The sequence below is a fragment of the Pseudomonas sp. NFIX10 genome (genome assembly GCF_900111955.1).
Classification (GTDB): domain Bacteria; phylum Pseudomonadota; class Gammaproteobacteria; order Pseudomonadales; family Pseudomonadaceae; genus Aquipseudomonas; species Aquipseudomonas fluorescens_AA.
This window is the reverse complement of sequence record NZ_FOKH01000002.1, coordinates 290,718-316,381: the sequence shown is the minus strand read 5'-3', so window position 1 is coordinate 316,381 and position 25,664 is coordinate 290,718. Positions and strand designations below refer to the sequence as shown.

Genomic DNA, 25,664 nt, shown 5'->3' with positions numbered 1-25,664 from the left:
CGTCGAAGGGCGGTAGAATCGCTCCCACTTTCAGTTATCCACAAGTGGCCGACCCTTGCTTATCGAGTCCCGTCGCCGCGCCTATCTGACCGCCATGCAGGTGGTCAACTGGCTGCCGCGTACCGAATTGCCGTTCGCCGCCCCGTCGCGGCCCGAGCTGTTGGAAGCGCCCGAGCCTGAGTACATCGCGCCGGCCGTGACGGCGCCTGTGGCCAAGACGGTCGCCGAGCCGCCAGCGCCGGCTCCCGAGCGGCCAAAAATCGAAGTGCCGCGCCCGAGCCTGGCCTCGACCCGCACCAATGCCAAGCCGGTGGAGGAGGTGGTCGAGGCGCCGCCCAAGGCTGCCTACGTCGCCCCGCCGCGTTTCGCCCTGCAACTGCTGCGGGCAGGGCGTTGCCTGCTGTTGGTGGAGTTGCCCACGGGCGAGCCGTTCCAAAGCCGCGATCCGGCCTACTTGCTGCTCAAGGACATGCTGCGCGCCGCCGGTCTGCCGGACAGCCCGCAAATCATCGGCGAGCCGGTGCGTTGGCCGTTGTTGTCACGCGGCACCCTGGACCAGGGGCCGGAAGCGGCACGGGATTTCGTCCAGGGCTTCGTTTCGGCGCGGCTCGAAGACGAGCCCTGCGTGTGCCTGTGGTTGATCGGCCTGCCGGCGGTGAAATTTGCCGGCGAGGCGGATGCCGAAGCGTTCAATCGCGAACTGCAGGTCGAAGGCCTGGGCTCGGCCTGGGCGTTGCCCGGGCTGGAACTGTTAATGGAAACGCCACAGCGCAAGGCTGATGTCTGGCAAGCCATGCGCCGGCTGATGGCGCGCTGGAAAGAATCGAATGAGTGACGCTGTATCGTTCCGCCCGATGACCGAGGCGGACCTCGACGCTGTACTGAAAATCGAATACGCGGCCTACAGCCACCCCTGGACCCGCGGGATATTTCTCGACGGGCTGGGCAAATACCAGATCTGGCTGATGTTCGAAGGCCAGCAGCAAGTGGGCCATGGCGTGGTGCAGATCATCCTGGATGAGGCGCACCTGCTCAACATTACCGTCAAGCCGGAAAACCAGGGCCGTGGCCTGGGGTTGCGCCTGTTGGAACACCTGATGTCGATTGCCTACAAGGCCGAGGCCCGGGAATGCTTCCTGGAAGTGCGCGACAGCAACCGCACGGCGTTCCGCTTGTATGAGCGCTATGGCTTCAACGAAGTGGGCCGACGCCGGGATTACTACCCGGCGGTGGGTGGGCGCGAGGATGCGGTGGTCATGGCGTGTACCTTGGTGGACTGAAGCGCCGTGACCCCCTGTGGGAGCGAGCTTGCTCGCGAAGACGGCGGTACATTCGACATCGATGCAAACTGATCCACCGCTATCGCGAGCAAGCTCGCTCCCACAGGGGCTTGGCGGTATGCATCAAGTTTGTGATCAACACAAAACCATGTGGGAGCGAGCTTGCTCGCGATGGCGATTGCCGGGTCAACGCTTGCCATCCAACGGATCGATATCGGCCATCTCCGCTTCGTCCAGCCCGTCGCCGCCACCAATGTCATTTTCGTTCACGATGCTCAGGTCCCAATCGGCCTGTTCGTCGTCGCCGGTCTCAAAGGCATCCCGGGCGCCGTCTTCGTGAATGAGGGTTTCCGGGCTCATGTCGTCGTCGGTCGGTTGGTGATCATCCGTCGAGGCGCCTGTCATGCCTGCTTCACGCACGCGTTCACGAGGCATCAGCTGTTCGCGTTCGTCTTGCGGCAATTCGTCGCCGATTTTCGCGCTGGGCTGCTCGTCGTCGAACTCCAACTCATGCATCGAGCCCATGCGATCTTCATTGTCGTCGATGGGTTCCGGTTGCGTCGCATCGAAAGGGCGTCGTGAATCATTCATGGCAATTCCTCCTACTGTGGGCCTTACTGGTGTCGACCGACAGCGCAGCCAGGAATTCCAATGCATCGCCGACGTGACCTCGACCGGCGGTCGTCTGTCACAGTTGCGCACTCTCTATCGAGGCTAGACAGCATGAACGAATTACAAGATCTGATTGATAACAACGCGCGCTGGGCCGATGCGATCAAGCAGGAGGATCCTGACTTTTTCGCCAAGCTGGCTCGTCAGCAGACCCCGGAGTATCTGTGGATCGGTTGTTCCGATGCGCGGGTGCCGGCCAACGAGATCGTCGGCATGCTGCCGGGCGATCTGTTCGTGCACCGCAACGTGGCCAACGTGGTGCTGCACACCGACCTCAACTGCCTGTCGGTGATCCAGTACGCGGTGGACGTGCTCAAGGTCAAGCACATCCTGGTCACTGGCCATTATGGCTGTGGCGGCGTGCGTGCCTCGATGCAGGACCGCCAACTGGGCTTGATCGACGGCTGGCTGCGCTCGATTCGCGACCTGTATTACGAGCATCGCGAGGCGTTGGGCCAGTTGCCGACCGAAGAAGAACGGGTCGACCGCCTGTGCGAACTCAACGTGATCCAGCAGGTGGCCAACGTCGGCCATACCAGTATCGTGCAGAACGCCTGGCACCGTGGGCAGAAACTGTCGATTCATGGCTGCATCTACGGCATCAAGGACGGACGCTGGAAGAGCCTGGACACCACGATCAGCGGCTTCGAGCAATTGCCGCCGCAGTATCGGCTGCGTCCGGTGGGCGCGCCCTGACGCCAGTGCCGTAGAAATGTATCGACTGTCGAGTCTGACAGGAGCCAAAGGCGCTTTCCCGTGTCAGCGCAAGCTTACGCGGGAAGGCGCCTCAAGGTTTACACCGCCTCGGCAGGCAGCGGCATGGGCACTTTAAGTTGCGGAAGTTGCGACTTGATCGCGGGCGTTTCGCATTTTTTCGCTGCATCTGCCTCGCTCAGTTTACGCACCGAGGTATAGAACAACTCGCAGGTCTTTTCCTTTTGCGTGACCTGCCAGGTCTGCGTGCACTGGTTCAGCTGGGTGCTCGGGTCGGTGCCCGGCTTGCTGCCCATGCCGGCTTGCCAGCAGGCGGCGCTCAGGTCCTGGCCCATGACTTTCAAGCCGGCGGCATCGGCCTTGGCTTCGTCACCGTCGTAGTTTTCCTTGTCAGCGGCATACCAGATATAGCTCGGGTGGTTGGAGCCCAGGACCGGGACCTTGACCCCCGCGGTCGGCGTGATGGTCGCCAGGCCGAGCACGCCCACAGTCTGGCCGTACTGAGTCTTGATCCAGTTCCGAACGGGCGCTCCGAAGGCCACCATCGGCAATGCGGAGCCGCTGGCGGTTTGGGTGATCTGTGTGACCATGGTGGTCTGGTAATCGTTGAAGTAGCTGTAGAGCCCCTCCAATGTGCTGCCAGCATTGGACGGCGCTGCGATGGGCGCGATGTCGATGATGGTCTGGTAGGCCGGTGTCTGTTCAGCGGCAATGCCGTTGACAGTCAGCAGCGTGGCCCAGCGATCAGTGGTCGCCGACTCCAGGTAATCCTGGGCCTGGGTCAGGGAGTAGTCCGGCGGGAAGTGCAGCAATTCGACACTCTTGCGGTTTTCCAGGGCCATGCCCAGCGGCAGGAACAGGTACCAGTTGTAGGACCATTTCTTGTCGCTGTTGAGTTTCGAGGCACCGTTGTACGCCAGGTCCCCGGCGTCGAGCAGCGCCTTCAGCGGTTGGCCGTAGCTCTTGGGCACGCCGTCGATGCTGGCATAGACCTTATCGTTGTCGATGTTGACCTGGACCTTGGCGGTGTCGTAGCCGTCGCGCTGCACACTTTGGGTCAGGTAATGCTCGACGGTCTGCTCCAGGGTCCAGTCGCGAAAACAAATGACGTTGCAGTTGTTGGGGTAGGCGAAGAGGCGGGTGACGCGCTCGGTGCTGCCTAGCTGTACGTCGATCTTGGTAACGTCGGCGGCGTGGACGGTGGCGCTCAGGGTAAGGGCGGCAAGAGGAAGTGCTGCGAGTTTGAACATGCTCAGATCCTTTTCAGCGTGAGGGACCCTCAAAAGCAGGGCGTATCCATACTGAAACAGACCGAGCCGAAGAAGAAGTGGGCCGATGGAAATATCGGCCCTTTTTTATGGCTTTATGGCATCACTGGCGGCAAATAACTCAATGTCGTCCCCAGCGCCCACAGCAGCGCCAGCACCAGGGGTGTATGCACCAGCAACTGCACGAAGGAAAAGCCGATCAAGTCCCTCGCCTTCAGCCCCAACACCCCCAACAACGGCAGCATGTAGAACGGGTTGATGAGGTTGGGCAGCGCTTCGGCGGCGTTGTAGATCTGCACGGCCCAGCCCAGGTGATAGTTCAGGTCGTTGGCCACTTGCATGACGTAGGGCGCTTCGATGATCCACTTGCCGCCGCCGGAAGGAATGAAAAAGCCCAGCACCGCCGAATAGACGCCCATCAGCAAGGCGTAGGTGTCATGGGAGGCGATCTGGACGAAAAAGGTCGAGATATGGTGGGCCAGGGTCTGGGTATCGCTGCCCTTGACCGTGGTCAACAGCGCGGCGATCGAGCCGTACAACGGGAACTGGATCAACACGCCCGTGGTGGTCGGCACCGCGCGGGCCACGGCGTCGAGGAAGCTGCGCGGCCGCCAGTGCAGCAAGGCGCCCAGCATGATGAACAGGAAGTTGTAAGTGTTGAGGCCGGAAATGGCACTGATCGCAGGCTTGGTCGAAAACTCATGGAACAGCCAGCCGGCGGCCAGCAGTACCAGGGCGATGGTCAGCAGCGGACTGTGCTCCAGCCATTCTCCCGGCCGGGTACGGGGCTGCAACGCTGGCATGCTGAAACTCGGGTCGATCCCGCAAGCGGCGGCGTCACGGGCGCTGTTGGGGCCGGGAGCGGTGGCGTAGGCGACCATCAATGAGATCACGATCAGCGCCAGCAACATCACGCCCGACTGCCAGAGGAAAATCGTCTGGGTGAACGGAATGACGCCGGTAATCGACAGGATCGAAGGCGGCAGGCTGGCCGGGTTGGCCTGCAGCTGCGCCGCCGACGAAGACAAGCCCAGCGCCCACACCGCGCCCAGGCCCAGGTAGGCGGCGGCACCGGCGGCGCGGTAATCCATCTTCAGGTCGGTGCGGCGGGCGAGGGCGCGCACCAGCAAGCCGCCAAACACCAACGACAGGCCCCAGTTGAGCAACGACGCGACCATGGAAATCAGTGCCACCCACGCCACCGCGGAGCGGCCGTTGGTCGGAATACGCGCCAGGCGATCGATCAACTTGACGGCGGGCGGCGAGCTGGCGACCACGTAACCGCCAATTACCACGAAGGCCATTTGCATCGTAAACGGAATCAGGCTCCAGAAGCCGTCGCCAAATGCCATGGCCGCCGCCGTGGGCGTGGCGCCGATGAATTGCGTCGCCACGGCGACCACCAGCACCGCCAGTGCGGCGAAGACCCAGGAGTCGGGGAACCAGCGCTCGGCGAAACTGGAACAGCGCAAGGCGAAGCGGGCGGAACGGCTGTCTTCGATATCAGTGGTCACGGACAATTACCTCGTTTTTATGGTTATGGGTTATTGATGGCGGCAAGGCTTCAAAGGTCAGGGCAACAGTAGAACAATCCAGTGACCATGGGAGGTTTATCGGGTTCGAGGTCACCGGGGAATATTTTCAATGGGCTTGCGGCGCTCTTTAGAAAAAAAATGCCGGGCCGATGGCAAGGGAACAGCCTATTAATTCTTCTGCTGTTCCTGGAGCTGCCCATGTTCAACAACCGCCTGAAGCAGGAGCTACTGGCTCTTCGCCAAGAACTGTCCAGCCTTGTGCAAGTCAAGGAAAGCCTGGACCGTGAAATGCTTGGTCTCACCCTGGATGCCGATGGAAGGATTCAATCGGTCAATCAGAATTTCCTCGACGAGATGCGCTACAAGGGCCAGGACCTGATCGGCCGGCCTGTGGATGAGTTGGTGCCCGCGTATTTGAAATCCAATGAATTCCAGATTCGCTTCAAGTCGGCGCTGACCCGCGGCGAACACTTCTCCGGTGCCGTGCGCCTGCTGCGGGGCAATGGCCAGGAAGCCTGGCTGCGTTCGATCCTCCAGCCTGTCCGGAATGCCGACGGGCGGATCCGCTTTTTTTCGATGTATGCCAATGACCTGACCCGCACCATCGAGGGTTCCCGTGAGCATGAAAACCTCATCGGTGCGCTGGTGCGTTCGACGGCGGTGATCGAGTTCGATCTGGGCGGTCACGTGCTGACGGCCAACGATCGCTTCCTCAATGCCATGGGCTATAACCTGGCGCAGATCAAGGGCAAGCATCACCGCATATTTTGTGAACCCGAAGAGTACAACAGCGCGGACTACCAACAATTCTGGAAGCGCCTGAACAGTGGCGAGTTCGTGGCCGGGCGCTTCAAACGCATCGACAGCAACGGCCGCGAGGTCTGGCTGGAAGCCTCCTACAATCCGGTGCTCGATGCCAACGAGCGACTGTACAAAGTGGTCAAGTTCGCCACTAACATCACGGACCAGGTCAACCAGGAAAAAGCCGTCGCCGAAGCGGCCAGCATTGCTTACAGCACCTCGTTGCAGACCGACAACAGCGCCCAGCGCGGCACGACTGTGGTGACCCAGGCCGTGGACGTGATGCGCGACCTGGCCCGGCACATGCAAACCGCTGGCGAAGGCATCGAGGCGTTGAACGAGCAATCCCAGGTGATCGGGACCATCGTCAAGACCATCAGCGGCATCGCCGAACAGACCAACCTGCTGGCGCTCAACGCCGCCATCGAAGCGGCCCGGGCCGGCGAGCAAGGACGGGGCTTTGCGGTGGTGGCCGATGAGGTGCGCCAACTGGCATCGCGTACCAGCCAGGCGACCGAGGAAATCGTCGGCGTGGTCCGCCAGAACCAGGACATGGCCCGCAACGCGGTGGCGCTGATGACCGACGGCCAGCACCAGGCCGAACATGGCCTGGCCCTGGCCGCCGAGGCGGGGACGGTGATCGTCGAGATCCAGGACGGGGCGAAGAAGGTGGTCGATGCCGTGAGCCAGTTTGCCAATCAGCTGTCCACGTAGAGATTATTATTGTTTTTTACATATTAATTATTGTTTTGCGATAATTTCATGGCTATGTTTTGGGCTCCCTTATTCTATTGGAGCCTCACATGCACTCGAATCGTCTTGCCCTGTACAGCCAGCGGATGGCAGCCGTCACCCTTGTTTTCATGGTCGCGATGATGGTCGTCAACGCCGTGGCCTGGCTGTACCCTGAAGCGGCCTCCCGATACGGCCTGGGCTTTGCCCTGACCGAGCGGCAGCTGTCGAGCTTGCCTGAAGAGGCGATGCGCTTGACGGGGTGGCAACGCCTGGGTGGGGGACTGTTGACGAGCATTCCCTTGCTGGCCCTGGCGGTCGGGCTCACCCACTTGCGCAGGCTCTTCAAGCACTACGCCCAAGGGCAATACTTTTCCACCGCGGCAGCGGTTTACCTGGGCAATGCGGGGCGCGCGGTGGCGTTGTGGGTGCTGCTGGACTTCATCTGCGAGCCGTTTCTCAGCCTGCTGGTGACGATCAATGCGCCGGTCGGCCAGCGATTGCTGACCTTCAGTATTACCGCGCCGTCTTTCGTCGCTTTATTTCTTGCCGCCTGTATTGCGATCATTGCCCGGATACTGTCCCAGGCCAGTGAAGTCGATTCAGAAAACAGAACATTCGTTTGAGATTCCCATGCCCATCGTTATCCAACTCGATGTGATGCTGGCCCTGCGCAAGGTCAAATCCAAGGACCTCGCTGCTGCAATCGGCATTACTGAAGCCAACCTTTCCTTGTTGAAGCAAGGAAAGGTCAAGGGCATACGCCTGGCGACCCTCGAAGCCATTTGCAGCTATCTGCACTGTCAGCCTGCGGATCTGCTGGTCTATCAACCCCAGGGCGAGCACGATCAATCGCCCAGTGCTTGACCCTCGCGCCTTGGGTCCGCACCGCCGGCCAACGAGGTTTTTCCTTGGGCATCGCGTACCCGGACAATGGCCTGGGTGCCGCTGTTCATGTCGATCTCGCTCACCTCATGGCCTTTGTCTTTCAGCGCCTGGATCAGTGCCGGGCTGAATTGGCCCTGCTCCAGTTCGGTAGGGCCGTTGCGGCTGCCGAAGTTGGGGAGGTTGATGGCGGTTTGCGGGTCGAGGTCCCAATCCAACAGGCCAATCATTGACTTGGCGACGTATTCGATGATCTGAGAGCCGCCGGGGGAGCCGACAGCGGCCACCAACTCCCCCCGACGATCGAAGATCAGCGTCGGAGCCATGGACGAGCGTGGGCGCTTGCCCGGTTCGACGCGGTTGGCGACTTTTTGCCCATTTTCTTCGGGGATGAACGAGAAATCGGTCATCTGGTTATTGAGCATGAAGCCCTGGACCATCAAGTGTGAGCCGAACGCCGACTCCACGGTCGTGGTCATGGACACGGCGCCCCCCTGGTCATCCACGGCCACCACTTGCGAGGTGGAAATACGCAGGGGTGAACGGTCCGGGGCGTAGGCCACCTGGATGCCCGGTGGTGTGCCGGGCTTGGCGACGCCCATGCTACGAGGGCCGATCAGGCTGGCGCGGCTGGCCAGGTACCCGGCATCGACCAGGCCTTTGAGCGGCACGGCGACAAAATTCGGGTCGGCAATGTATTGGGCGCGGTCAGCATAGGCCAGGCGCTCGGCTTCGGCGATCAGGTGCACCGCTTCGGGGGTGGGTTCAATGCCGGCGGGCTTGGCGGTCTTGACCGGTTTCAAGGGTGCGAGGGCTGTGTGGCTGTCGCGCTGTTCCAGGGCCTGCAACGTCCCGAGGATCTGCGCCACGGCAACCCCGCCCGAAGACGGTGGTGGCATGCCGCAGACTTGCCAGCGCTTGTAGTCGGTGCACAACGCTGGCCGCTCCCGTGCGGTGTAGCCTTGGAGATCATTGAGGGAAAGACTGCCGGGGTTGGCGTGGTTTTGTACCTTGGCGACGATTTCCTCGGCGATCGGGCCTTTGTACAGCGCATCGGGGCCTTCGTTGGCGATGCGCTTGAGCACGCCGGCCAAGGCTGGATTCTTCAGCACCGTGCCAACCGCCTTCGGGCTGCCATCGGCGTTGAGAAAGTAGGCGGCCATGTCTGGCGAGCCCGGCAAGGACGGATCGGTAGCGATCAACGTGTGCAGGCGGGGTGAAATCGCAAAGCCTTGTTCCGCCAGCGTGATGGCTGGCTCGAACAGCGTCGCCCATTTGAGACGGCCATGTGTGCGATGGGCCAATTCCAGCCCGCGCAATACCCCCGGTGTCCCCACGGAGCGACCGCCGATTTGCGCCGCCGTGAAGGACATGGGTTTGCCGTCGGCTTGCAGGAAAAGTCTTTCGGTGGCACCCGCCGGTGCCGTTTCGCGGCCGTCATAGGTGCGCACGGCCTTGCCATCCCACAGCACAATGAACGCACCGCCACCGATGCCCGAGGATTGCGGCTCCACCAGGGTCAGCACTGCTTGCATCGCGATGGCCGCGTCGATGGCCGAGCCGCCGCGCCGCAACATCTCCCGCCCGGCCTCGGCCGCCAAAGGATTGGCCGCAGCGGCCATGTGCTTGTCGGCGTAGCGGGTCTGCAGATCGGTACGGAAACCGGAGGCGACCTCCGGTGGGGCGGGCAAGGCCGGTGTCTCTGTGGAGGAGGGGGGCGCCTTACAGGCCGCGAGTGTTAGAGCGACAGCCAGCAACGAAAAGGCTGACAGGCGATGGAGGTTCGGTTTCATATCTGTAAGCATGTGTCGCTCCATCCGTGGGCTCGGGGTATGGAGATCGACTGTAGCGATGCGAGGCGTGTGGTGCAAATCCACCATGGGCTCGGCACAAAAGGGGAAATCCCTGAAGGCGCTGGTATGGCAGCTGCTTTTCCCGAGGCATAAAAAACGGCCTATCTTTCGATAGGCCGTTTTTAGTACTTGGTGGTACACAGACAATTGAACCGGCGTCGTAACATGCTGTATCTATAGAGGAAAGTTAGTTGTTGTTTTTTTAGGGATACACGCTGGGATACAAGGTGCGTGCTGCTGTCTTCATTTTGCCGTCCAATTCATCAGCTCAAGACTGTAGGAAACGCTCAGTTTTCTCAGCGCTGAATCGACGAACGGTGTCGCCTGAAACCGGAATTATTCAAACCTTCGCCGCCGATCCGCCAGCCTGAGGCAATATCTTGGGGAGGCAACGGCCAGCCTGGCGCAGCGAGCGCCATGGTCAATGGATACCAGGCCGGCCGGCCGGACACTAGGTCGCGGCTGTAAAACTTTAGCGCAGGGCCGAGCCGGGCACGGGCCGAAGTGATAAAAGGCGGTGTCACAATCGCGTCTTGGTGACCGCTTTGACGATTTCGGGAAAACTGTCAGCGTGACCAATTTAACCTCCAAGCCAATTCAGAGGTAGGAGATGGATCAGGATCGCGTCCAAAGGGAGACCCTTTACTCCGAGGTATGGGCAACGCCTATGCTTTCCCTGGCTCCAAAATATGGAGTTTCCTCGGTATTCCTGGCTCGGGTTTGTGCCCGCCTGAACATACCCCGTCCACCGCGAGGCTATTGGGCCAGAAAGCAATCGGGGCAGAAACCGAAAATTCCGCCCTTGCCCAAGCCCCAACCGGGTGATCCTACCGAATGGAGAAAGGGCGATCAGTTGCCGCGTAGAGCGGAGGTTGAACTGACTGAAGCTGCTCCGAAGAAAGCCAGTGCCCGGGGCACGATGGTGATGGGCTCTTTGGCCTCATTCACGAGTGGCCGAGTCGCTGGCGACGGGTACCTTAAACCCGCAAAGCGAAATCTACCCGACCTGGTAGTTACTGAGCCCACACTTCAGAGGGCGGCGTCAGTTCTGCTGAAGCTCGCTACTTGTTTCCGTGACATTAACCATCGAGTGTCGATCGCATGCGGCGAAATCAGGTTCACCCGTAAGGCGCTCGGGGATGAGGAGGGGCGGATGAAACGATCGGTTTTCGAGACCAACATGTGGGCGCCTGCTCGGCCAACATTGGTCTTCATCGACGAGGTAGCGATAGGACTGACTGTCTACGAGGCTACGATCGAAAAAGAGATGGTCTACATAGATGGCCAGTATGTGCCCGTTAAAGAGGCCAAAGTGCTCAAGCCTAGTCTGTGGGACAGGAAGACGAAGACATTTTACCGGCGGAGTGCTCAGCGCGTCGCTTCCAAGCGACTATGCCTCAGGGCATACAGTCCCTATGGACGGGTGGACTGGGCTCATACTTGGACAGAGGACAAAGTTAGCCTCCTGAAGCAACTCGACAAGATCGTATTGGCTTTAGTCGATAGGGCGAAAACCTTGGCGCCCCAGATCGCTGAGGCTGATCGCCAAGCGGCTGAAGAGCGAAAGAGGTGGGAGGCTGAACGCGCAATAGCAATAGCGGAATACGAACGCTCCCTGATCATCCGGGCCCGGGAAGACTCGCTAAACCACCTCTTGAAGATCATCGACAAGTGGAGTTCCGATAGGAAGCTCCAGGATTTTTTTGACGACATCGCCAGCCGTTCTGTTGATATGAATGGCGATGCTCGATCAGAGCTTTTAGCAAAGGTTCAGGAGGCGAAGAGTCTGCTAGCTAGCTCTGACAGCATCGATGCGTTGATGTCATGGGGGCCGCCACCACCGAAACCGCCCGAGTGAATAACGCTACTGCTCGCCTGGGCTCCCATTTCGGTAGGTCAGGTGCTGGAAACTGCTACGCAAATAGCAGTTTGATCGACCCTACTAAAGCCGCATTTCCCGGATGAGCTTTCGCGGGGCTGTGCCTCGCCTTAGTGCTCGCTGCGCGTCCCTGGTCAGTTGGTCGAGCGCCTGCTCCTCGAATGTAGCTGCCATGGCGCTGGCCTTTCTGATGATCAGCAGCGCCAGCTCGGCGGGTATCTTCACTTTTTCGGTTGGCAGGTAGTCGCAATCGATTACAGACACGGCGCTGTCCTCTGGCTCGCGGGATGCGGGTGCTGGAGCGGGATCGGCGCCAGCGGTGATCTGTAGATGCTATCAGCGTGCAATCGAAACTACCCAAAATCCAGGTAGTTTCCTGCCACCGGCTCCGGCCCGCTGTCAGGCGCAAGGAACCCATAAAATATTAGACGGGGCATCGGCCGATCGGCACCCTATTTTCGCTGAAGGCCAAACGCCACAAGGCCGCCAGACTACTGAACGGCATTCCTCCAACTGGAATCCGTCTAGTGCCTGTCTAGAATTGGTTGGTGCGCTAAGGAGTTATCTGGCCCGGCATTTCACCACTCGATTCCTTCAGCTTGGACCGGGATATTGATCGAGCAGTTGCCTTGACAGCCACCTCTGGGATTCTTGACGAGGCTGGTGGTGGCCAAGCTGCGCGAATGCCCGGAAAGCTTTGTTCTGTGTGGCTTCCAGGATGTCTGGTGGCAATGGCAAGCAGTGAATCCGTCAAGACCTGTCAAAAGTTTCGTCAAGGCCCCGTCAAGGGTGGTCAAGGATTGGGGGTGGTCACTCTTGGCCCAGGCTGCCGGCGACGGTCAGCTCAGCAATGCCCTGGCGAATGAACACCACATTGTCGTCGTCGAGCGTTTCGAGTGCGGCCCGCACATTGGCAGCGATGTCTTCAGATCCGCGTTGCTCCACCCAGTTGGAAAGCTCCTCCACCGCGGCGCCCAAGGCGAGCTGGTTCTGATTGAGGCGGTCAAATAGGCTGGCTATCAGATTGGTGTCCGTCATACTGGTCCTCCATGTCTAGAAACAGCGTGGCGCTGGGGAGCGGATGATTGCCCCCATCACTGTTTCCTGAATCAACCTCAGGCTCCGTTCCTGACAGAGTGGCTGCGCGTATAAACAGGGAAACGGGGACCTATTGATAGAGGTCATGAATCAAGCCTGCCGACGAAAGGCCTGTCAGCAGGGATAGGTCAGGCGAGAGCAGGACCAGTCCATTTCTCAATATCTGGATCTGGATCAATGCGAAGTCGCGCTGTCTTGGCCAACGCTTTGCATCGTGCGTTCAGAGCCTTGTTAAGCTCCGGAGATAGGGGATTGCTTGAGGGCACCGGGGGGTCAATATGATCAATGTGCAGATGACCCTCAAAATCTTCCGGCGCATCTACCACATCTGCCTCGAGGGCACGTATTTCCCCCGCCCTGATCGCAGCCATGCCGACATAATCTGCCTTGCAAATATGTTTGGATTTGGCTTTGCAGAAATCGTCTCCCATGAGCCCGGATAGAACCGAAACAACCGTGACTTCTGGTGGGGGGCGAAACGCTCCGTACAGGAGTTCGCCTTTCTTCACCCATCCCTTTCTCACGCCTCTAACAATCAGTTCCTCATCCGTGATGGCTCTAGGCATATGCCAGCGCCATCGAACAATGCTCATCCGAGTAGCTTACTGGTCGTGTGCGCTGTACTGGCGCAGCGGGTGCGAAAAAGTGAGAAACCATTTCTGCAATCTCTAGCGCGGGAATCATTCTGCTTGATCCAGACAGGGGGAGAAATGCCCCTTCTAAATCCAGATAAAACGAAAAATCGTCTGCACCAATTTCAAGATTTGCTGAGCCCGAGTCGGCTTCCCAGTCAAAAGCTATGGTTCCATTGGGCATAGCTGAAATGTCTGGAAACAGAGCAAGAAATCCAGGCGCGGATGCAACAGCCTTTGCGATCTCCAAAATATTCCGATTCGGGGCCAAGGAGCCTGGCCCGGCCCAGCCGTCTTCTAGATCGGAAAGCTCATCAATAAGACTCAGTGCGTGCTGAGTCTCAAAATATCCTTGCGCTGACGTCGAATTCGAGTGACGTGCAATGTTGGTGGCAGCCACCACAAACGATGACAATGAAATGGCTGACTGAACTAGCCTTCCTGAGCTTTCAAACATTTCATACCTCCCTGGGTTTCATCTGTTGGTGGATCGGAGCGGTCATGTCCATGAATATCTTCTCAATTAAGTCATGAGAAGCGTTGATCACCTTCCGCAACTCCTCTTGCGATGAGTCAACATTTTCATATGTCGAGCCAAGCTCTACAACCTGGATAGGCATTCCATCCTTCGCGCCCTCACCGAGACTCACTTGTAGTTTGGCACCGGTTTGCAGGCTCGTCACATAATTCATGTTGAAAAACGTGGTCTGGTCTTCCTTGGAGACTTTTTCGAGCTCGTTAGGAACCTGGAGCACGAAACCCAAGCTTCGAAGGAATGCCATTCTGGATGTACCTTCGAAATACTCAGTACCGAAACCATTAATGAATCGGATGTTAACGGAAAGAAATTTCGATTTTTGTTCCGCCGCAGGGCGGGATGCCAACAAAGCATCAATTCCAGAGGCTACGAGCGTTTCAAAGCTCGGCCACCCTTTATATGGCGGTAACGCGTTGACCGTAAATACACCAGGACCGATCTGCAGCAGGTTCTGATTAGAGCGGTCGTTGGACCTGAATCGGTAAACAACCTGCCCAGGGAGAACTGGGAAACCATGAGGGACGATCCGTTCAGCCCTCTGCAACCCCCGAGAACCGCATTCCGTACCGAAGTTCATGAAGAACTCCTCGTGCTGAGATGTCTCAAGATTCACGTGGAATTGCTGGCCAGGTGCCCCGGACAAGCCTTGCTGAGGGAACGAAAAACCGGCACCCCATCGCAACTCGACGATGACCTCAATCAGCGGAGCGTTTTCAAAGGTAATTGCCATAGGCTCACATGAGAATGCTGTTGCATTGGAAATGCTTGTTGAAAAACTCGGGTAACGCTCGAAGCCCTCGCTTCAGTATTGGACACGCCAATGCAAACGAATGCTTCGCAGCTGTTGCAGATACGTATTCAGCATTGCGTACTGGCTCATGGCGGCTTCCTACCTGATATGGGCGCTGGGTTCGGGATTGCAATCACGTTTCGGGAAGGTCTCAAGCGATTGCTGAATCACCGTGCCTACGTGCGTCATTACTGAATGCGCATAGCAGGCGTTAACAGCAGACTACATCTGGTGGGGGCCCAATGCAATCGGCCCGGCGACCCGCCTATAAGCAGTTACGACCGTAGGGAGCTTTACCTTTGCGGCCCAGGTTGTCCAAAGCGCTCAGCTGCCGCGTTGTCAGTAGATTTCTCTTCATTCGCAGGCCAGGCCGCTACAAAGCGATAGCTGCGCTGGCATTTAAATACCGCCAATTCGATATCGCGCAGCTGCCGATGCGATCTACACCTATGCTGGTCGAGATGGCGCATGCATCGGGCTAAGTCAGCAGATTAGTGCCCGAAGCTGTCGATAGTCCGCCTTGGGTTTGTCGGTCTGTGAGACAGACACAGATTCTACTTTACGCCCGTCGTGTGGAATACGCCTCGGACGGCCACCCCGGGTGGATTCCGTCTCATACCTGTCTCACATTTCCCGGCGATTCGGTAAAGGCCGGGTAAAAGTAGGCGGGCCGAAAGCGCCGAATCCGTCAGGGGCCTGTCAGGGGTATCAGCGGCCACGGTGCGCTTGTTTGACGGGCTGGCCACGCGATAAGCCTTAGACGCCCACCCGGCGTGGATTTGGTCTGATGCCTGTATCGCATTCCGTCAAAGCGTGGTCAAAGAGACGCAGGCTCCATCCAGTCCGTATATGGAACAGGGAGCGCGACCTTTGCCGAGAGCACGGGCTCCTTACCGTCCAGAAGCGACTGAATCAATGCGCTTTTTGATACGCGTCGAAGGCAAAACAGTTTATCGACACCGTAATGGCATGCTGCCCACATGGTTTCGCCTCCGAAGTCGAATATCACCAAGCGTTTTGCCCTTTTCCAGACCTCGCGTGGCTTGAGCCAAATACAGAGATGATGGCCTATATAATTTTTCACCACCATGTCGCCCAGGCTCGAACCGGAGTGAAGCTGATAGGTCGGTGAGCCATCGGACATAATGTCGGACCTGCGGAAAAACATTAGGCTGCGTCCGTCCCCGCGGATGATCACGTTATTCGTTCTAGGGCCAGGGATGGGTTGGACGAATATCAGGTCCGCGACGAAGTCCGCCTCGGGATTTGGTAGAGCTTCGTGGATTGTTATTTGGCTGCGAAATTTCTCAGCATTTACGATCCACACCATCCGCTCGCCGTAAAAGACCTCCCTGCTTTCCATCTCATCAATGCTCATCGGCGAGTTCTGCAGTTCTATCACCGTTCCGTCTGGCCGCCTCACGTCCGCAATATGTTTCTCGCCCGTGGAGTCATGGGCGACGACCTCCTGCCACTCGAATGGAAACAGTGATTTCCAGGCGCGATGCCATGGGCCTTCATTCTCCATCCATGGGTCGCAATGCCGCCGGCCAGCATGAGCCCAGTGCCAGCGTATAATCGGGCCACATTTCGCCTGTGCGGGCTTCCCGCATAGCGGACACTCGCCTTTGAGGCCTGGCGCCGGCGCAGCGCGCGCTCCACCCACAAGCGCTACTTCCATTGATGGCATACCCGTATCCCTCCACATGATGCAAATCAATGTAGCTGAATATGAGAACCCTTCCTCAGTCATGGGGTGTTTCCCCAGTGGGGGAGAGCGATCGCGCCGTCCCGAAGGGCAATATGCCGATCGATGTGCCGGTTTCCAGCAAAAAACGCTGTTTATGGTGGAAACCTCAGTGGAAACCCTTGCCAGCCATAACTCTTGATAGCGGGGATAGCTGGGTTCCCGCCCGGGTTTTACGATTTTGTCGCGAAAGGTCGGCATGGGGACGACGGTTCGCGCGCAATGGTGGTTGCGAACCAGGTGCGAACCACCCGTGCGAACTTGCTGGCGGCTTCCAGTGCCAGGTGCGTATCTGGCTGCGTACCAGTGTTGGGAATCTCGCTCCCACAGGGATTTCGCGCGCCTTTGGGGGGCGTGAGGATCGTGCGTGAAGGCGTGCGCGAAGGCTCATTCATGGGGTTGGTTTTCACAATCAGCGTTGAATGCGCCGGTGACCGGTGGGAGTGGTCACTACTGATGGTCACCGCGAATGGTCACTGGCTGGATGCGTGGCGCGAACTTGCCCTGTGGCTGATGCCGCGCCGACTAACTTTTGCTAACAAATGGTGGATACCAAAGTGGATACCGGACGACTCGAGAACCTAACAAAACCCAACATCGATTTGAGTGCGGGGCATGGTTCGATGTTGACAAATGTTGACATGGAACCGCGTCTGTTTCCGAGATGACCCCAAATCTGGGGAGATGAGTGTGGCCTGGGGCCAGCGTCACCCTGTTAACAATTGTCAAGGTTGGCCAGGCCGGCGAGGTGCTGCGGGGATGGTTACCAATGGTGGTTACCCCGCTTGGTTACCACTACCACCGAACCAGACCATATGACCTCATTGGGACCGTATGGCCTGTCGCTCATTTGGTCCGCCAGTTACAAACAGGTCTTTATGCTCGCCACCCGCCGGTCAGATATCCAACCCATGCTGCCGCTGGAATAGAACTGGACTTTGGTCGACCCGTTGCCGCCGACTACATCAGCCATTTCTCTGTTGCCAGCGTTCACCACGGACTTGCCACCGCCCGGCCGAGGCTGAAGGCTCACCGCATAGTGAACCCCTGCCAATGATTCGTTTTGCCAGGCATACAGGATGCATTCTGCTACCTGCTGCTCAGGCTTTCGGGTTGTGAACGATTGCTCTGGTCCCTCCGCCCGCATGTCCTGGAGTGATGTGGTACAGCCGCCCAGAGCAACAACACAACAAACTGCTGCGGTAATCCTTTGCATCGACTTCCCTCCGAAATTGGGGACTGTACCACTGGATCGCTACATCTGGTCTTCGGCGTAGATCGCGGCGCTGATTACTGCTCCGCCCCACCGCCGGCGGCCCGCGCATAGCGGCGCTGGGTTACCGGAGGCAGTCGTGTTTCGGGCGCTGCCGAAGGCGTAGCCGGGTGTGTTCTCGGGCGCTGCGCTGGTCTTAAGCCCGGCGGCTTGAGGGCTCAGCATTTGAATCACGCCGCCGATGGACATCGAAACGCCTGCCGCACCAACGGCGCCCCAGGCCCCTCCAGCGGCAAACCCGCCGAAGCCCCCAGTGGCGATTGTGGCAATAACAATCAGTGCGGCGCCGATGATCGTTTGCATCAACCCGGCGCGCTTACTTCCCTCGATCACCGGAGCAATGATGATATCCCCGACCCCCTGATACTGGAGTTCGGCTTCACCAATGTTCTTCTTGCCAAGAAAGACGGCGAACACAAGGCCCCGTGATTTTGCGTTTGAGATGAACCGCTCGAAGCCTGGAATCTGTACGCATAGCGCCTTGATTGCCTCTGCTGGGGTGCGCACAGCCAGCGGATAGGACTTCCCAAACTGCCGTAGCTGCCCATAGAGCTTTACGGTTCTGATCGGCTGGTAATCAATGGCGCTCATGCTTTGTCCTCTGCGTAGATCGATGCGGAAATGATCATCCCGCCCCACCGGCGCTCGCCGATGCAGATCGGAACCGGATTGCCGCTGGCGGTGGTGTTTCGTGCTGATCCAAACGCATAACTCGGTGCGTTTTCGGGAGATGAACTGGAGCTGAGCCTGCCTTGCTGGGGGCTGATCATTTGAATTACACCGCCTATGGCCATCGAAGCACCAGCTGCGCCAACGGCCCCCCACGCGCCGCCCGCCGCAAATCCCCCGAATCCCCCAGTCGCAATCGTCGCCACTGCGATGAGCGCGACGCCGATAATGGTTTGTAGAGTTCCCGCCCGCTTGCCGCCAGCGATCACGGGAACGATGCGGATTTCCCGCGCGCCACCCAGGCCAAGCTCATTTTCTCCTATGTTGCGGCGGTTCCGGAAAACCGCGAATTCCATGCCGCGCGCCTTTGAGTCGGCAAGGTATTTTGCGAATCCCGGATGGTTTACATCAACGGCCTTCACTGCTTCGCGAACGTCCCCAGTGGAAAGCTTGTACAGATGCTTTCGTCCGAACATCTTGCCGGCGAGCCCGCCCAGCAGAATAAGCGTTTTGTTGCCGTAGTCCGTTGCCATTGCCATGTCTTACTCCTGGGCGCCTTGGGCGCTGTGTTTGGGGGTTTCCATGCCGAGCTGGCCGGCAAGTATCATTCGAGAGGCTATCGCGTCGTTTCGAATCGCGATCTCGCGTTTCACGTCGGGATTCCAGGCGGAACAGTGAGTCGACTGATAAGCCCGGGCTCCGCGGTACTCGATGCGCATCAGTTCGGCGGATATCCTGGCTTCCTCCTCGGTGAAGAAAGGCCCCTCGATTTCAACTCGCTGGCCGTCGCGCACATGCTGTACGGTCCAGACGATGTATCCGCCGATGGTGCCGGGGTCAGTTGTGAAGTCTGTGGCCTTGCACGCTTCGGCGAAGCGTATGTGGTGTGACATGTGTTCCTCCTGCGACGCCTGGGCGCCATTGATGGGCTGATGCCCGGTTGTGTTGCTCCGTGTCGCGACACGATTTAGTAATTCGCAAATCGTGTCGCGGAATGGGTTGCTACTTGCCAACGATGCTCAGGGTGGGCGGGAGCTTCGGTCCGAACGGTGCGCCAGGCGCGAACGGATCGGGGAGCAGGTGCTCGGGGCACTCCCTGATGAAATTGTTGAATGCGACCTGACAGGCGTTGAACAAAGGCGCGTCGTTCCATTCCTGTCCTCGACGTGCGGCGCTGTCCTCCAGGGAATGGGCGAACACCAGCTCCGCCAGACCGTTCACGCCGTCCTTCCTCGCCGCCTCACGCTCCACGGTGTTCACCGCCAGCAGATCGCACACCCGGTCGAATCCCAGGCCATCCATCAGGCCTTCGGTGTCCAGCATCAGCGATCTGCCAAAGGCGCCGAGCACCTTGCGTAAGTCGTCCCACTCGGCCCGCCGATGCTCCGCGGCCTGCTGCTGGAGTTCGTCGATCCTGCTGGTGGTGAAGGGTAGGAAGGCGCGAAGTTTCCCGGCCTCCCGCCGGATATCCCGGCGCTCACTTCGGATGGTGTCCGCCCTCTGTCCGAAGATTCGGCAGATCCGGCGGGTGGTGATCAGACTCGTACTCATGCTGGCGTCTGGCTTCTGTGCAATATCCAGCAGGGCGATAACGACATTGGTCTTCATGGCTGTATCTCCATGGGCGTGCGGTCATAGCTGGCGCGCAGGCCGGCGCCGACGCTGCAATAGCGGGCGGTGGGCGCGTAGCAGGACCGGCAGGCCATAATGTGGTTGAGGTATGCGTCGCGGGCCAGCAGCCACTCGGGCGTCGCTGTGGCGGCGCTTGCATGAGGCGCAGTCACAAACTGCGGCCGGCGCTCTGCTTGGGTGGCCAGCGCCAGCGATGGACGAGGCGCAGGTCGGCGGGAGCTCTCCGCGTTAATGCCAGCGATGATCGGCGCTATGTGATCGAGCAGGCCGGAAAGGAGGCTCATTGCATCACCTCGCCCGAATTGCACCACTGCCCAAATGTGTCTGTGAAAAAAAAACGGGGGAACGGGGGAACAGTGGGAACACCCAATGATTCCGGGGCTTTCAGAGGGGGATTCTGTACCCCACGTTTTTTTGTGGGGAGCAGTGATAACCAAACGTCAGGAAAACGGCATTCGCTTATATTCAAAAACATGTTTGTGTTCCCCCTGTTCCCCAACCACTCAATAAGGGGGAACGGCTACGAGCCGCGTATTTACTGGCTGTTCCCCCGTTCCCCCTGTTCCCCACGTTTGTAGGTTCCTGTGAACTCGGGCAATCATTTCTGTTGGTGGTAGTGGTGGTCATGCGGCACCGCCTTCGCTGTCCAGGGCTTCCGGGTCGATGACGTACAGCCGCGCCGATCCGCCGGCGGGGATGCGGTACTTTTTGGTTTTCCGGCTTTCTCGGTCGGTGTCGCGCTTGGCCAGGGCTCCGCCAACCTCCAGCGCCTTGATGACGCGGGTGAGACCGAACCCATGGGCGGCTTCGATGAGGGCGGACTTGTTGAACAGGAACAGTCGCTTGTTGGCGACCACCTCCCAGTACCCGGCGCGGTTGAACACCTTGGCGTCCGCCTCGGGTGCGTCCACGTCCGAGAAACGGCTGCTGCCGTGCTTGTCGATAAAGTCGATGATGCCGGCCAGGATCTGGCGGTCTTCGGCATTCCCTCCGCCGACACGGGAGAGCCATTCGCCATAGAGCAGACGGCAGTCGGCGAGGGCGGTACCGGGTTCCCACGGGAGCAGTCCGTAGGCGATAGCCATCTCGCCCGCCAGCGCAATCACGGCGAACCGGTCAGCCACACGGCCGGCCTGGGCGTTATCCTCGACGAACTGAGCGCGGATGCCGTCGAAGTCACTGAGCAAGCCGGGCTTGTCGTCGGCCGCGACCAGGCGTTCGACAAAGGCCGGTCCCAGGTGGCCGTGGTGGGCGCCTACCGCGACGGTAAGCTGCCGGTGAAAGTCCGCACCTTCCAGGCCGTGCAATTCGTCAAAGGCCCGATGAGTGCGGGTACCGGCGTTCACATCGACCATGCGGAGTTCGGCGCCAGCGTGGGCGGCGTTACCGGATATGGCGGCGTGCTCGGAGAGGGAGCGCTCGCCGCTGGAGAGCGTGAGAAGACGCCAGCTCAGCTTGCCCCGGGCCTCGCGCTCGCGAGTCATGGTGCCTTTGCCCTGGCCGTTGGCGAGGGAGTAGGCCATTTCCTGTACCCGCTTGGGGTCGGCGCGTTTGATTTCGTCCAGCGGCAGGATGGTGTCGTTACGGCTCGACGCCTCGATCTCAAGGCCGCCCTTGGTCATGTCCCAACTGGCGGCGAACACTCCAGGATCGCCCCACACTGACGAGCCGATCAGTTGCGCCAGTGACTTGCCGCTCGAGCTGTCGCCCACCAGGTGGACACCGCCGCCCAGCACGCCGACCAGACTCAGCAGTGGCCCGGCGAGGGAACAGCCGATCGCTAACGTCAGCACCGGATTACCCGCGCACTTGGCTGCCACCTCGGCCTGCCACCGCGCCAGCTCGCCGCGCTGACTGAACAGGACTTGCGCCTTGTTGCTGGCTTGATACCGCACGTTGGCCGCGCCGATCGTTCGCCCGGGCAGCACGAACGCTCCCGACTCATGCCAGCCCGGCCGGCTGGTGGTGGCGAATACCTCGGCGGGGTGCTGGTCGAGCAGATACTCCATGAACGTGCCGCGCTTCTTGAGCGCGATGATGACGCCCATGCCAAACAGTGCCCGCCGGGCATCTTCACCGCTGCCACCGAACACCTCCATGGCGATGATCCACTCCTTGATGCCACCCTCGGTGACCAGGCGGAGCAGCCGCCCCTCGCTGCCGTCGTCGCTGTTGGTGGTGCGTGCTACGACCGTCACTGGGCTGGAGATCCATTCGTCGGTGATTGGACGGTCGGCGGCATCGTTCTCCGCGTCGTCCTGATCGGCTGCGGTGCGCTTGAAGCTGTGCCAGTACACGCCCGGGCGCAGCTTTCGACCGTTCTCGTTGGTAACCCAATGCTCGTACACCGCCCAGCATGGCCGGGCGGGGGTGATGGTCGCGGCTTCTGGCCGAAGTTCGATCACGTTGGTGTCAGGCTTGGCCATGGGCGAGTTTCCAGTTGGCAAGGTCGTTGAAGTCGGTGAGGTCGTTGGGCGCGCCTTCTGGCCAGTCAGGGAAAGCCACCTGGCCACCTACTGCCGCCGCGGCTGCGTTCGCCGCTGCGCGCCCCGGGTTGCCGTCGGTGAGCCGATCGTCGTCACCGGCGATGACGATTGGCTGGCCCGGGTAGCGAGCGCGAAGGGCCATCGCCGCGGGGATCAAGTTGCCCGCGTTCATGGCTGCCGCAACGACATAGCCGCCATGCTGGTGGAGGCTGGCGGCCGTCGCCCATCCTTCGCAGATGCACAGCACGGAGCCGGGCTCGATGATGCCCAGCGGCGAATACGTGCCCTTCACGCGGCCACCGGGTAGGAAGCGCTTGGCCCCGTCCGGGCCGATTCTCTGCAGGTTGACCAGGCGACCATCGAGATAGAGGGGGACGAGCAGATCAGCGCCACGCTGACGCAAGCTGTGGGAGCGAACGCCCTTGGCTGTGAGGTAGGGATGATCAGGCGCGGCGCGGCGCGCATTGCGCCACCAACGGTTGGCCTGCTCGGCCGCCTGCTGCTGGCGTTTGAGCTGCTCGGCCTCGCGCTGGCGCCGGGCGTGGTCGACGCGCTCACGGATCTGCGCAGCTTCGCGGGCGTCCACCGGTTCACGGCTACACCAGGTGTTGGCACCGCCGGCCTTCCAACTGCCGAACGCTCCGGACGCGATGCCATCCAGATACAGCACATACCAGCCGTTGAGGGTGCCGGGTTTGTCCTCCGGCACGCGGAACCGGTGGATGTAGCCATCGGCTTCTGGCATCCAATCGAGCGAGCCATAGACGGCTTGGAGCGCGTCACGGAAAAGGACCGTAGCGTCATTCATGCGGCCCCCTTCGGCGGGGTAAACCGCTTGGCCAAGTTATCCAAGTTCTGAGTCAGGCGCTCCAGCTCATCGCAGTGGCGGCCTTGGTCGCCTTCCGAGATGCGCAGTTCTAGGAAGCCGACCAGTGTTTCCACCAGCAGCACATAGCTGGTGCTGTCGATATGAGCTCCAGCAGCGGGTGGGCCGCCACTGCTCTTGCGATTGATTGGGGTCACGTCACCCATGGTTGACCTCCCGTCGATCAGCGCCAGCAAAGGCCCGGCAAGCTTGACCATTGTTCACCGCGTGCCAGTGCGTGAAGTCGTCGATGGAATCGACCAGGCAGGCCGTGACCTGGGCGTCGGCGCTACGCATTACTACGCGCCCACACTCGGCATCGGCTTCGCTCAGGAACTGGCCAAGCAGCGCTTTGGGCGCCTTCGGATGGGTGACGTAAAACAGCTCGTTGGCTTTCTTCGGGCAAGCCGATCCCGTCGACGCGAATGCGCCGTTTTGAAATTCCATGGTCTTATCCCTTCAGCGGATAAATAGTTTCGGTCGGCGCCGGTGTTGCCGAGTGGCGAACCCTGCGCCTGCCGAATAGCGCCAGATTCGTTTCGGCGGCCTTTTCGGTCCACCTGTCGTGATCCGGACCATTACCCAACGATTGCGCCGACACCCATCCGGGCAACTGCTTGCGGGCTCGCATTTCGTTCAGAAGCGTCCACCAATCCAGATATCGCTCTCGTTCTACCTCGAACAGGTCCACAAGGCTTGATTGGTCTGGGGAGCTGGGAAAGGCGCCGTCGCCCGCTTGCAAATCATCTGTACCAAACAGCGCCTGGTTAACGGCTCGGCGCTCGATCATCGACTGATCATGGTCAGCACCGCTTCCAGCACCTTTTGCCCGCACCCATTCCGGCATCTCTCCGCCTATGCGCATGTGATTGAGAACCCCCCACCATAGCGAGGCGTGTTCACGCTCATCGAGGATCAGATCGACCACTTCAGCGCTCACAGACCACCCCCATGCGCGGCAATCGCGTCGTCCAGAAGTTCGACCCAGGCCATGGCGGTGTGCTGTGCGAGCACCGCTGTCACACGGGCCACAAGAGTGTGGGTAGAGGGCGAGGCGATCAGCGCCAGCGACATCGCCAGCAACACCAGGATCTCTTGCGCGTCGCGCAGATCGTCGACGATGCCTGTATTACTCAGCAGTGCGTCAGTCATGCCGCACCTCCCAGGCTCGACAGGTTGCCATTAATCATTTCCAACGCTTGCTCTGCATCCGCAAAGTGCGTTTCCGCAAGATAGACGCCGAGGGCTGCCAGGCCAGCCGCGTTGAGCCCGCCGCAATGCTTGTGGTCGTCACGGATGGCCGTCATCAGCGAAAACATCCAACTGCCGAACTCTTTTCCGCACTCCAGTTGGAACACGGCCTCGTCGGCGATTTCTTTGTAATTTGAGGCTTGTGGCTTGGTGTTCATCGCGCGTCCCCTTCGCCCATTTCGGCGCGATTACCCACAACGCCGTGCGAGGCGCCAAGGTGCCGATGGCGCCAGCAAAAGTTGCCGCTGAAAATTCGGATCAGCTCAAGGTGGCGAGCGATATCGCTGGCCGGCCCGGTCTCCTGTTTGCACAGCAGCGGCTCGATCAGCGGCCACAGAACCCGCTCAAGCTTGTCGAACTCCTCGCGAGCGAAGTTCATAGAGCACATATCCCTGGCATTGATAACTGCCTCGCCCAGGATTTGCCCCTCGATTGCATCGGCGTCGATGACGCGAAGGCCGCGGCTCATTGCTCACCCCCATCCTGACCAATCTGGATCGTGGCCCATAGGGCATCAATGATTGCCTTTGCGCTTTCGGTTGCGTGAAGCGTCAGCCAGGCGTGATGGCCTTCCAGCTTGGTTTGCCCCATTGCTGCGTCGTCGAGAATGCAGAGGATGGATTCCAACAGGTTCGACGCCTTCTCTAGTGCGTCCCCGGCGCTGATGCCTTCGGACACATGGAACATATTCAGTTCGTCGGAAGCGAGCCCCACAGGGGAGAACGCGGTAACTGATGTGATCAATTGGGCAGTCATTGCGCACCCCCTGCGGCTTCCAGGGTGCGGACGATTGCCATGTGGGCGTTGTAACGGGCGAGGCGAACGGAAAGGGACGATTTTGCGCGAAGGGCGCTCAACGCCATGCGGCGGTGAGCAAATGCGCGAATTACGGACGGATTGAGGGCGTGCTTCATGGGTGTAGCTCCTTTTGCTGAGGAACCACCACGGTCTGCCGCCAAGCAGGAAAGGGTGGCGAATTGCACAGGATTGGCGGATCGGGGCAAAAGGAACCCGACGCACCCGAGGGTGCTCCTGCGCAACCCGCCATAACACGAGATTGCGGG

33 protein-coding genes and 1 pseudogene are annotated in these 25,664 nt (G+C 59.8%); 8 read left to right on the top strand and 26 right to left on the bottom strand.

The genetic code is table 11. From position 1 onward, the window contains the following. Positions 1-55: 55 nt before the first annotated feature. Together BM321_RS03400 and rimI are read left to right on the top strand one after the other, a co-directional pair. Positions 56-835, top strand: coding sequence for an energy transducer TonB (locus tag BM321_RS03400; protein ID WP_092441511.1), 780 nt, complete (start codon positions 56-58; stop codon positions 833-835). Further along, on the top strand, positions 828-1,280 hold the full coding sequence (rimI, locus tag BM321_RS03395) for a ribosomal protein S18-alanine N-acetyltransferase (RefSeq protein WP_047229376.1): 453 nt from the start codon (positions 828-830) through the stop codon (positions 1,278-1,280). Before BM321_RS03400 ends, rimI begins: the two co-directional genes overlap by 8 nt. 186 nt (positions 1,281-1,466) lie before the next feature. Here rimI and BM321_RS03390 read toward each other — a convergent pair whose 3' ends face one another. Then, complete coding sequence (locus tag BM321_RS03390; protein ID WP_092441510.1) at positions 1,467-1,871, bottom strand: serine kinase/phosphatase; 405 nt, start codon at positions 1,869-1,871, stop codon at positions 1,467-1,469. 132 nt (positions 1,872-2,003) lie between these two features. Here BM321_RS03390 and can point away from each other — a divergent pair, with 132 nt between their 5' ends. Further along, on the top strand, positions 2,004-2,648 hold the full coding sequence (gene can, locus BM321_RS03385) for a carbonate dehydratase (protein ID WP_003185433.1): 645 nt from the start codon (positions 2,004-2,006) through the stop codon (positions 2,646-2,648). A gap of 98 nt (positions 2,649-2,746) precedes the next feature. Here the strand turns inward: can and BM321_RS03380 are convergent, their stop codons facing one another. Together BM321_RS03380 and BM321_RS03375 are read right to left on the bottom strand one after the other, a co-directional pair. Beyond that, positions 2,747-3,916 carry a hypothetical protein gene (locus tag BM321_RS03380; RefSeq protein ID WP_092329291.1) on the bottom strand — a complete coding sequence of 390 codons (1,170 nt, stop codon included), beginning with the start codon at positions 3,914-3,916 and terminating at the stop codon, positions 2,747-2,749. Between the two features lie 113 nt (positions 3,917-4,029). Beyond that, entirely contained in the window at positions 4,030-5,448 is a 1,419-nt protein-coding gene (locus BM321_RS03375) for a short-chain fatty acid transporter (RefSeq protein WP_092329294.1), read from the bottom strand. An 87-nt stretch (positions 5,449-5,535) separates the two neighbouring features. On the opposite strand from BM321_RS03375, the pseudogene BM321_RS31165 reads away from it, so the two are divergent. The 4 genes and pseudogenes from BM321_RS31165 to BM321_RS03360 all read left to right on the top strand — a co-directional run. After that, positions 5,536-6,444: pseudogene (locus tag BM321_RS31165) on the top strand (PAS domain-containing protein); the annotation flags it as partial. 108 nt (positions 6,445-6,552) lie between these two features. Then, complete coding sequence (locus BM321_RS31160; RefSeq protein WP_371856606.1) at positions 6,553-6,984, top strand: methyl-accepting chemotaxis protein; 432 nt, start codon at positions 6,553-6,555, stop codon at positions 6,982-6,984. A gap of 89 nt (positions 6,985-7,073) precedes the next feature. Next, a complete protein-coding gene (locus BM321_RS03365) occupies positions 7,074-7,628 on the top strand; it encodes a DUF2975 domain-containing protein (RefSeq protein ID WP_092441508.1) in 555 nt (184 codons plus the stop codon). Positions 7,629-7,635: 7 nt separating this feature from the next. Next, on the top strand, positions 7,636-7,869 hold the full coding sequence (locus BM321_RS03360; RefSeq protein WP_092441507.1) for a helix-turn-helix domain-containing protein: 234 nt from the start codon (positions 7,636-7,638) through the stop codon (positions 7,867-7,869). Here the strand turns inward: BM321_RS03360 and ggt are convergent. Further along, a complete protein-coding gene (gene ggt / locus BM321_RS03355) occupies positions 7,851-9,692 on the bottom strand; it encodes a gamma-glutamyltransferase (protein WP_092441506.1) in 1,842 nt (613 codons plus the stop codon). The genes BM321_RS03360 and ggt overlap by 19 nt on opposite strands. 1,201 nt (positions 9,693-10,893) lie before the next feature. Between ggt and BM321_RS30740 the strand changes: the two genes are divergently transcribed. After that, positions 10,894-11,598, top strand: a complete 705-nt coding sequence (locus BM321_RS30740; RefSeq protein WP_256573360.1) for a hypothetical protein — start codon at positions 10,894-10,896, stop codon at positions 11,596-11,598. An 84-nt stretch (positions 11,599-11,682) separates the two neighbouring features. Here BM321_RS30740 and BM321_RS03345 read toward each other — a convergent pair whose 3' ends face one another. The 22 genes from BM321_RS03345 to BM321_RS30385 all read right to left on the bottom strand — a co-directional run bounded on the left by BM321_RS03345 (position 11,683) and on the right by BM321_RS30385 (position 25,514). Next, the gene (locus BM321_RS03345) at positions 11,683-11,883 is read right to left on the bottom strand and encodes a hypothetical protein (RefSeq protein WP_092441504.1); all 201 of its coding nucleotides are present in this window, start codon (positions 11,881-11,883) and stop codon (positions 11,683-11,685) included. A 546-nt stretch (positions 11,884-12,429) separates the two neighbouring features. Continuing rightward, the gene (locus BM321_RS03340) at positions 12,430-12,657 is read right to left on the bottom strand and encodes a hypothetical protein (RefSeq protein WP_092441503.1); all 228 of its coding nucleotides are present in this window, start codon (positions 12,655-12,657) and stop codon (positions 12,430-12,432) included. A gap of 188 nt (positions 12,658-12,845) precedes the next feature. Then, the gene (locus tag BM321_RS03335) at positions 12,846-13,283 is read right to left on the bottom strand and encodes a hypothetical protein (RefSeq protein WP_092441502.1); all 438 of its coding nucleotides are present in this window, start codon (positions 13,281-13,283) and stop codon (positions 12,846-12,848) included. Beyond that, positions 13,276-13,806: a hypothetical protein gene (locus BM321_RS29415; RefSeq protein ID WP_139230444.1), complete on the bottom strand. Its 531-nt coding sequence runs from the start codon at positions 13,804-13,806 to the stop codon at positions 13,276-13,278. The genes BM321_RS03335 and BM321_RS29415 overlap by 8 nt, the downstream gene beginning before the upstream one ends. Position 13,807: 1 nt before the next feature. Further along, positions 13,808-14,617: a TIGR04255 family protein gene (locus tag BM321_RS03330; RefSeq protein WP_092441501.1), complete on the bottom strand. Its 810-nt coding sequence runs from the start codon at positions 14,615-14,617 to the stop codon at positions 13,808-13,810. Positions 14,618-15,494: 877 nt separating this feature from the next. Further along, complete coding sequence (locus BM321_RS03325) at positions 15,495-16,205, bottom strand: hypothetical protein (protein WP_092441500.1); 711 nt, start codon at positions 16,203-16,205, stop codon at positions 15,495-15,497. A 1,081-nt stretch (positions 16,206-17,286) separates the two neighbouring features. Further along, a complete protein-coding gene (locus tag BM321_RS03320; RefSeq protein ID WP_139230443.1) occupies positions 17,287-17,640 on the bottom strand; it encodes a hypothetical protein in 354 nt (117 codons plus the stop codon). A gap of 39 nt (positions 17,641-17,679) precedes the next feature. Further along, positions 17,680-18,288: a tail assembly protein gene (locus BM321_RS03315; protein ID WP_092441498.1), complete on the bottom strand. Its 609-nt coding sequence runs from the start codon at positions 18,286-18,288 to the stop codon at positions 17,680-17,682. Continuing rightward, positions 18,285-18,905, bottom strand: a complete 621-nt coding sequence (locus BM321_RS03310; RefSeq protein ID WP_092202439.1) for a tail assembly protein — start codon at positions 18,903-18,905, stop codon at positions 18,285-18,287. The genes BM321_RS03315 and BM321_RS03310 overlap by 4 nt, the downstream gene beginning before the upstream one ends. A 3-nt stretch (positions 18,906-18,908) precedes the next feature. Beyond that, on the bottom strand, positions 18,909-19,259 hold the full coding sequence (locus BM321_RS03305; protein WP_092441497.1) for a hypothetical protein: 351 nt from the start codon (positions 19,257-19,259) through the stop codon (positions 18,909-18,911). A 109-nt stretch (positions 19,260-19,368) separates the two neighbouring features. Further along, positions 19,369-19,974, bottom strand: a complete 606-nt coding sequence (locus BM321_RS03300; protein WP_092441496.1) for a hypothetical protein — start codon at positions 19,972-19,974, stop codon at positions 19,369-19,371. Continuing rightward, the gene (locus tag BM321_RS03295) at positions 19,971-20,282 is read right to left on the bottom strand and encodes a hypothetical protein (RefSeq protein ID WP_092441495.1); all 312 of its coding nucleotides are present in this window, start codon (positions 20,280-20,282) and stop codon (positions 19,971-19,973) included. Before BM321_RS03295 ends, BM321_RS03300 begins: the two co-directional genes overlap by 4 nt. A 339-nt stretch (positions 20,283-20,621) precedes the next feature. After that, complete coding sequence (locus BM321_RS03290) at positions 20,622-22,424, bottom strand: DUF927 domain-containing protein (protein ID WP_092441494.1); 1,803 nt, start codon at positions 22,422-22,424, stop codon at positions 20,622-20,624. Then, complete coding sequence (locus BM321_RS03285) at positions 22,411-23,292, bottom strand: toprim domain-containing protein (RefSeq protein WP_092441493.1); 882 nt, start codon at positions 23,290-23,292, stop codon at positions 22,411-22,413. Before BM321_RS03285 ends, BM321_RS03290 begins: the two co-directional genes overlap by 14 nt. Then, positions 23,289-23,516 (bottom strand): hypothetical protein, encoded by a 228-nt coding sequence (locus BM321_RS03280; RefSeq protein WP_092441492.1) that lies wholly within the window; start codon positions 23,514-23,516, stop codon positions 23,289-23,291. The genes BM321_RS03285 and BM321_RS03280 overlap by 4 nt, the downstream gene beginning before the upstream one ends. Continuing rightward, positions 23,509-23,796: a hypothetical protein gene (locus BM321_RS03275; RefSeq protein ID WP_092441491.1), complete on the bottom strand. Its 288-nt coding sequence runs from the start codon at positions 23,794-23,796 to the stop codon at positions 23,509-23,511. Before BM321_RS03275 ends, BM321_RS03280 begins: the two co-directional genes overlap by 8 nt. A gap of 4 nt (positions 23,797-23,800) precedes the next feature. Beyond that, complete coding sequence (locus BM321_RS03270) at positions 23,801-24,289, bottom strand: hypothetical protein (protein WP_092441490.1); 489 nt, start codon at positions 24,287-24,289, stop codon at positions 23,801-23,803. Then, positions 24,286-24,501 (bottom strand): hypothetical protein, encoded by a 216-nt coding sequence (locus BM321_RS03265; RefSeq protein ID WP_092441489.1) that lies wholly within the window; start codon positions 24,499-24,501, stop codon positions 24,286-24,288. Before BM321_RS03265 ends, BM321_RS03270 begins: the two co-directional genes overlap by 4 nt. Then, positions 24,498-24,758: a hypothetical protein gene (locus tag BM321_RS03260; protein ID WP_092441488.1), complete on the bottom strand. Its 261-nt coding sequence runs from the start codon at positions 24,756-24,758 to the stop codon at positions 24,498-24,500. Before BM321_RS03260 ends, BM321_RS03265 begins: the two co-directional genes overlap by 4 nt. Next, on the bottom strand, positions 24,755-25,069 hold the full coding sequence (locus tag BM321_RS03255) for a hypothetical protein (RefSeq protein WP_092441487.1): 315 nt from the start codon (positions 25,067-25,069) through the stop codon (positions 24,755-24,757). The genes BM321_RS03260 and BM321_RS03255 overlap by 4 nt, the downstream gene beginning before the upstream one ends. Further along, on the bottom strand, positions 25,066-25,356 hold the full coding sequence (locus tag BM321_RS03250; protein ID WP_092441486.1) for a DUF3077 domain-containing protein: 291 nt from the start codon (positions 25,354-25,356) through the stop codon (positions 25,066-25,068). The genes BM321_RS03255 and BM321_RS03250 overlap by 4 nt, the downstream gene beginning before the upstream one ends. After that, entirely contained in the window at positions 25,353-25,514 is a 162-nt protein-coding gene (locus tag BM321_RS30385) for a hypothetical protein (protein WP_175534888.1), read from the bottom strand. The genes BM321_RS03250 and BM321_RS30385 overlap by 4 nt, the downstream gene beginning before the upstream one ends. Positions 25,515-25,664: the final 150 nt, after the last annotated feature.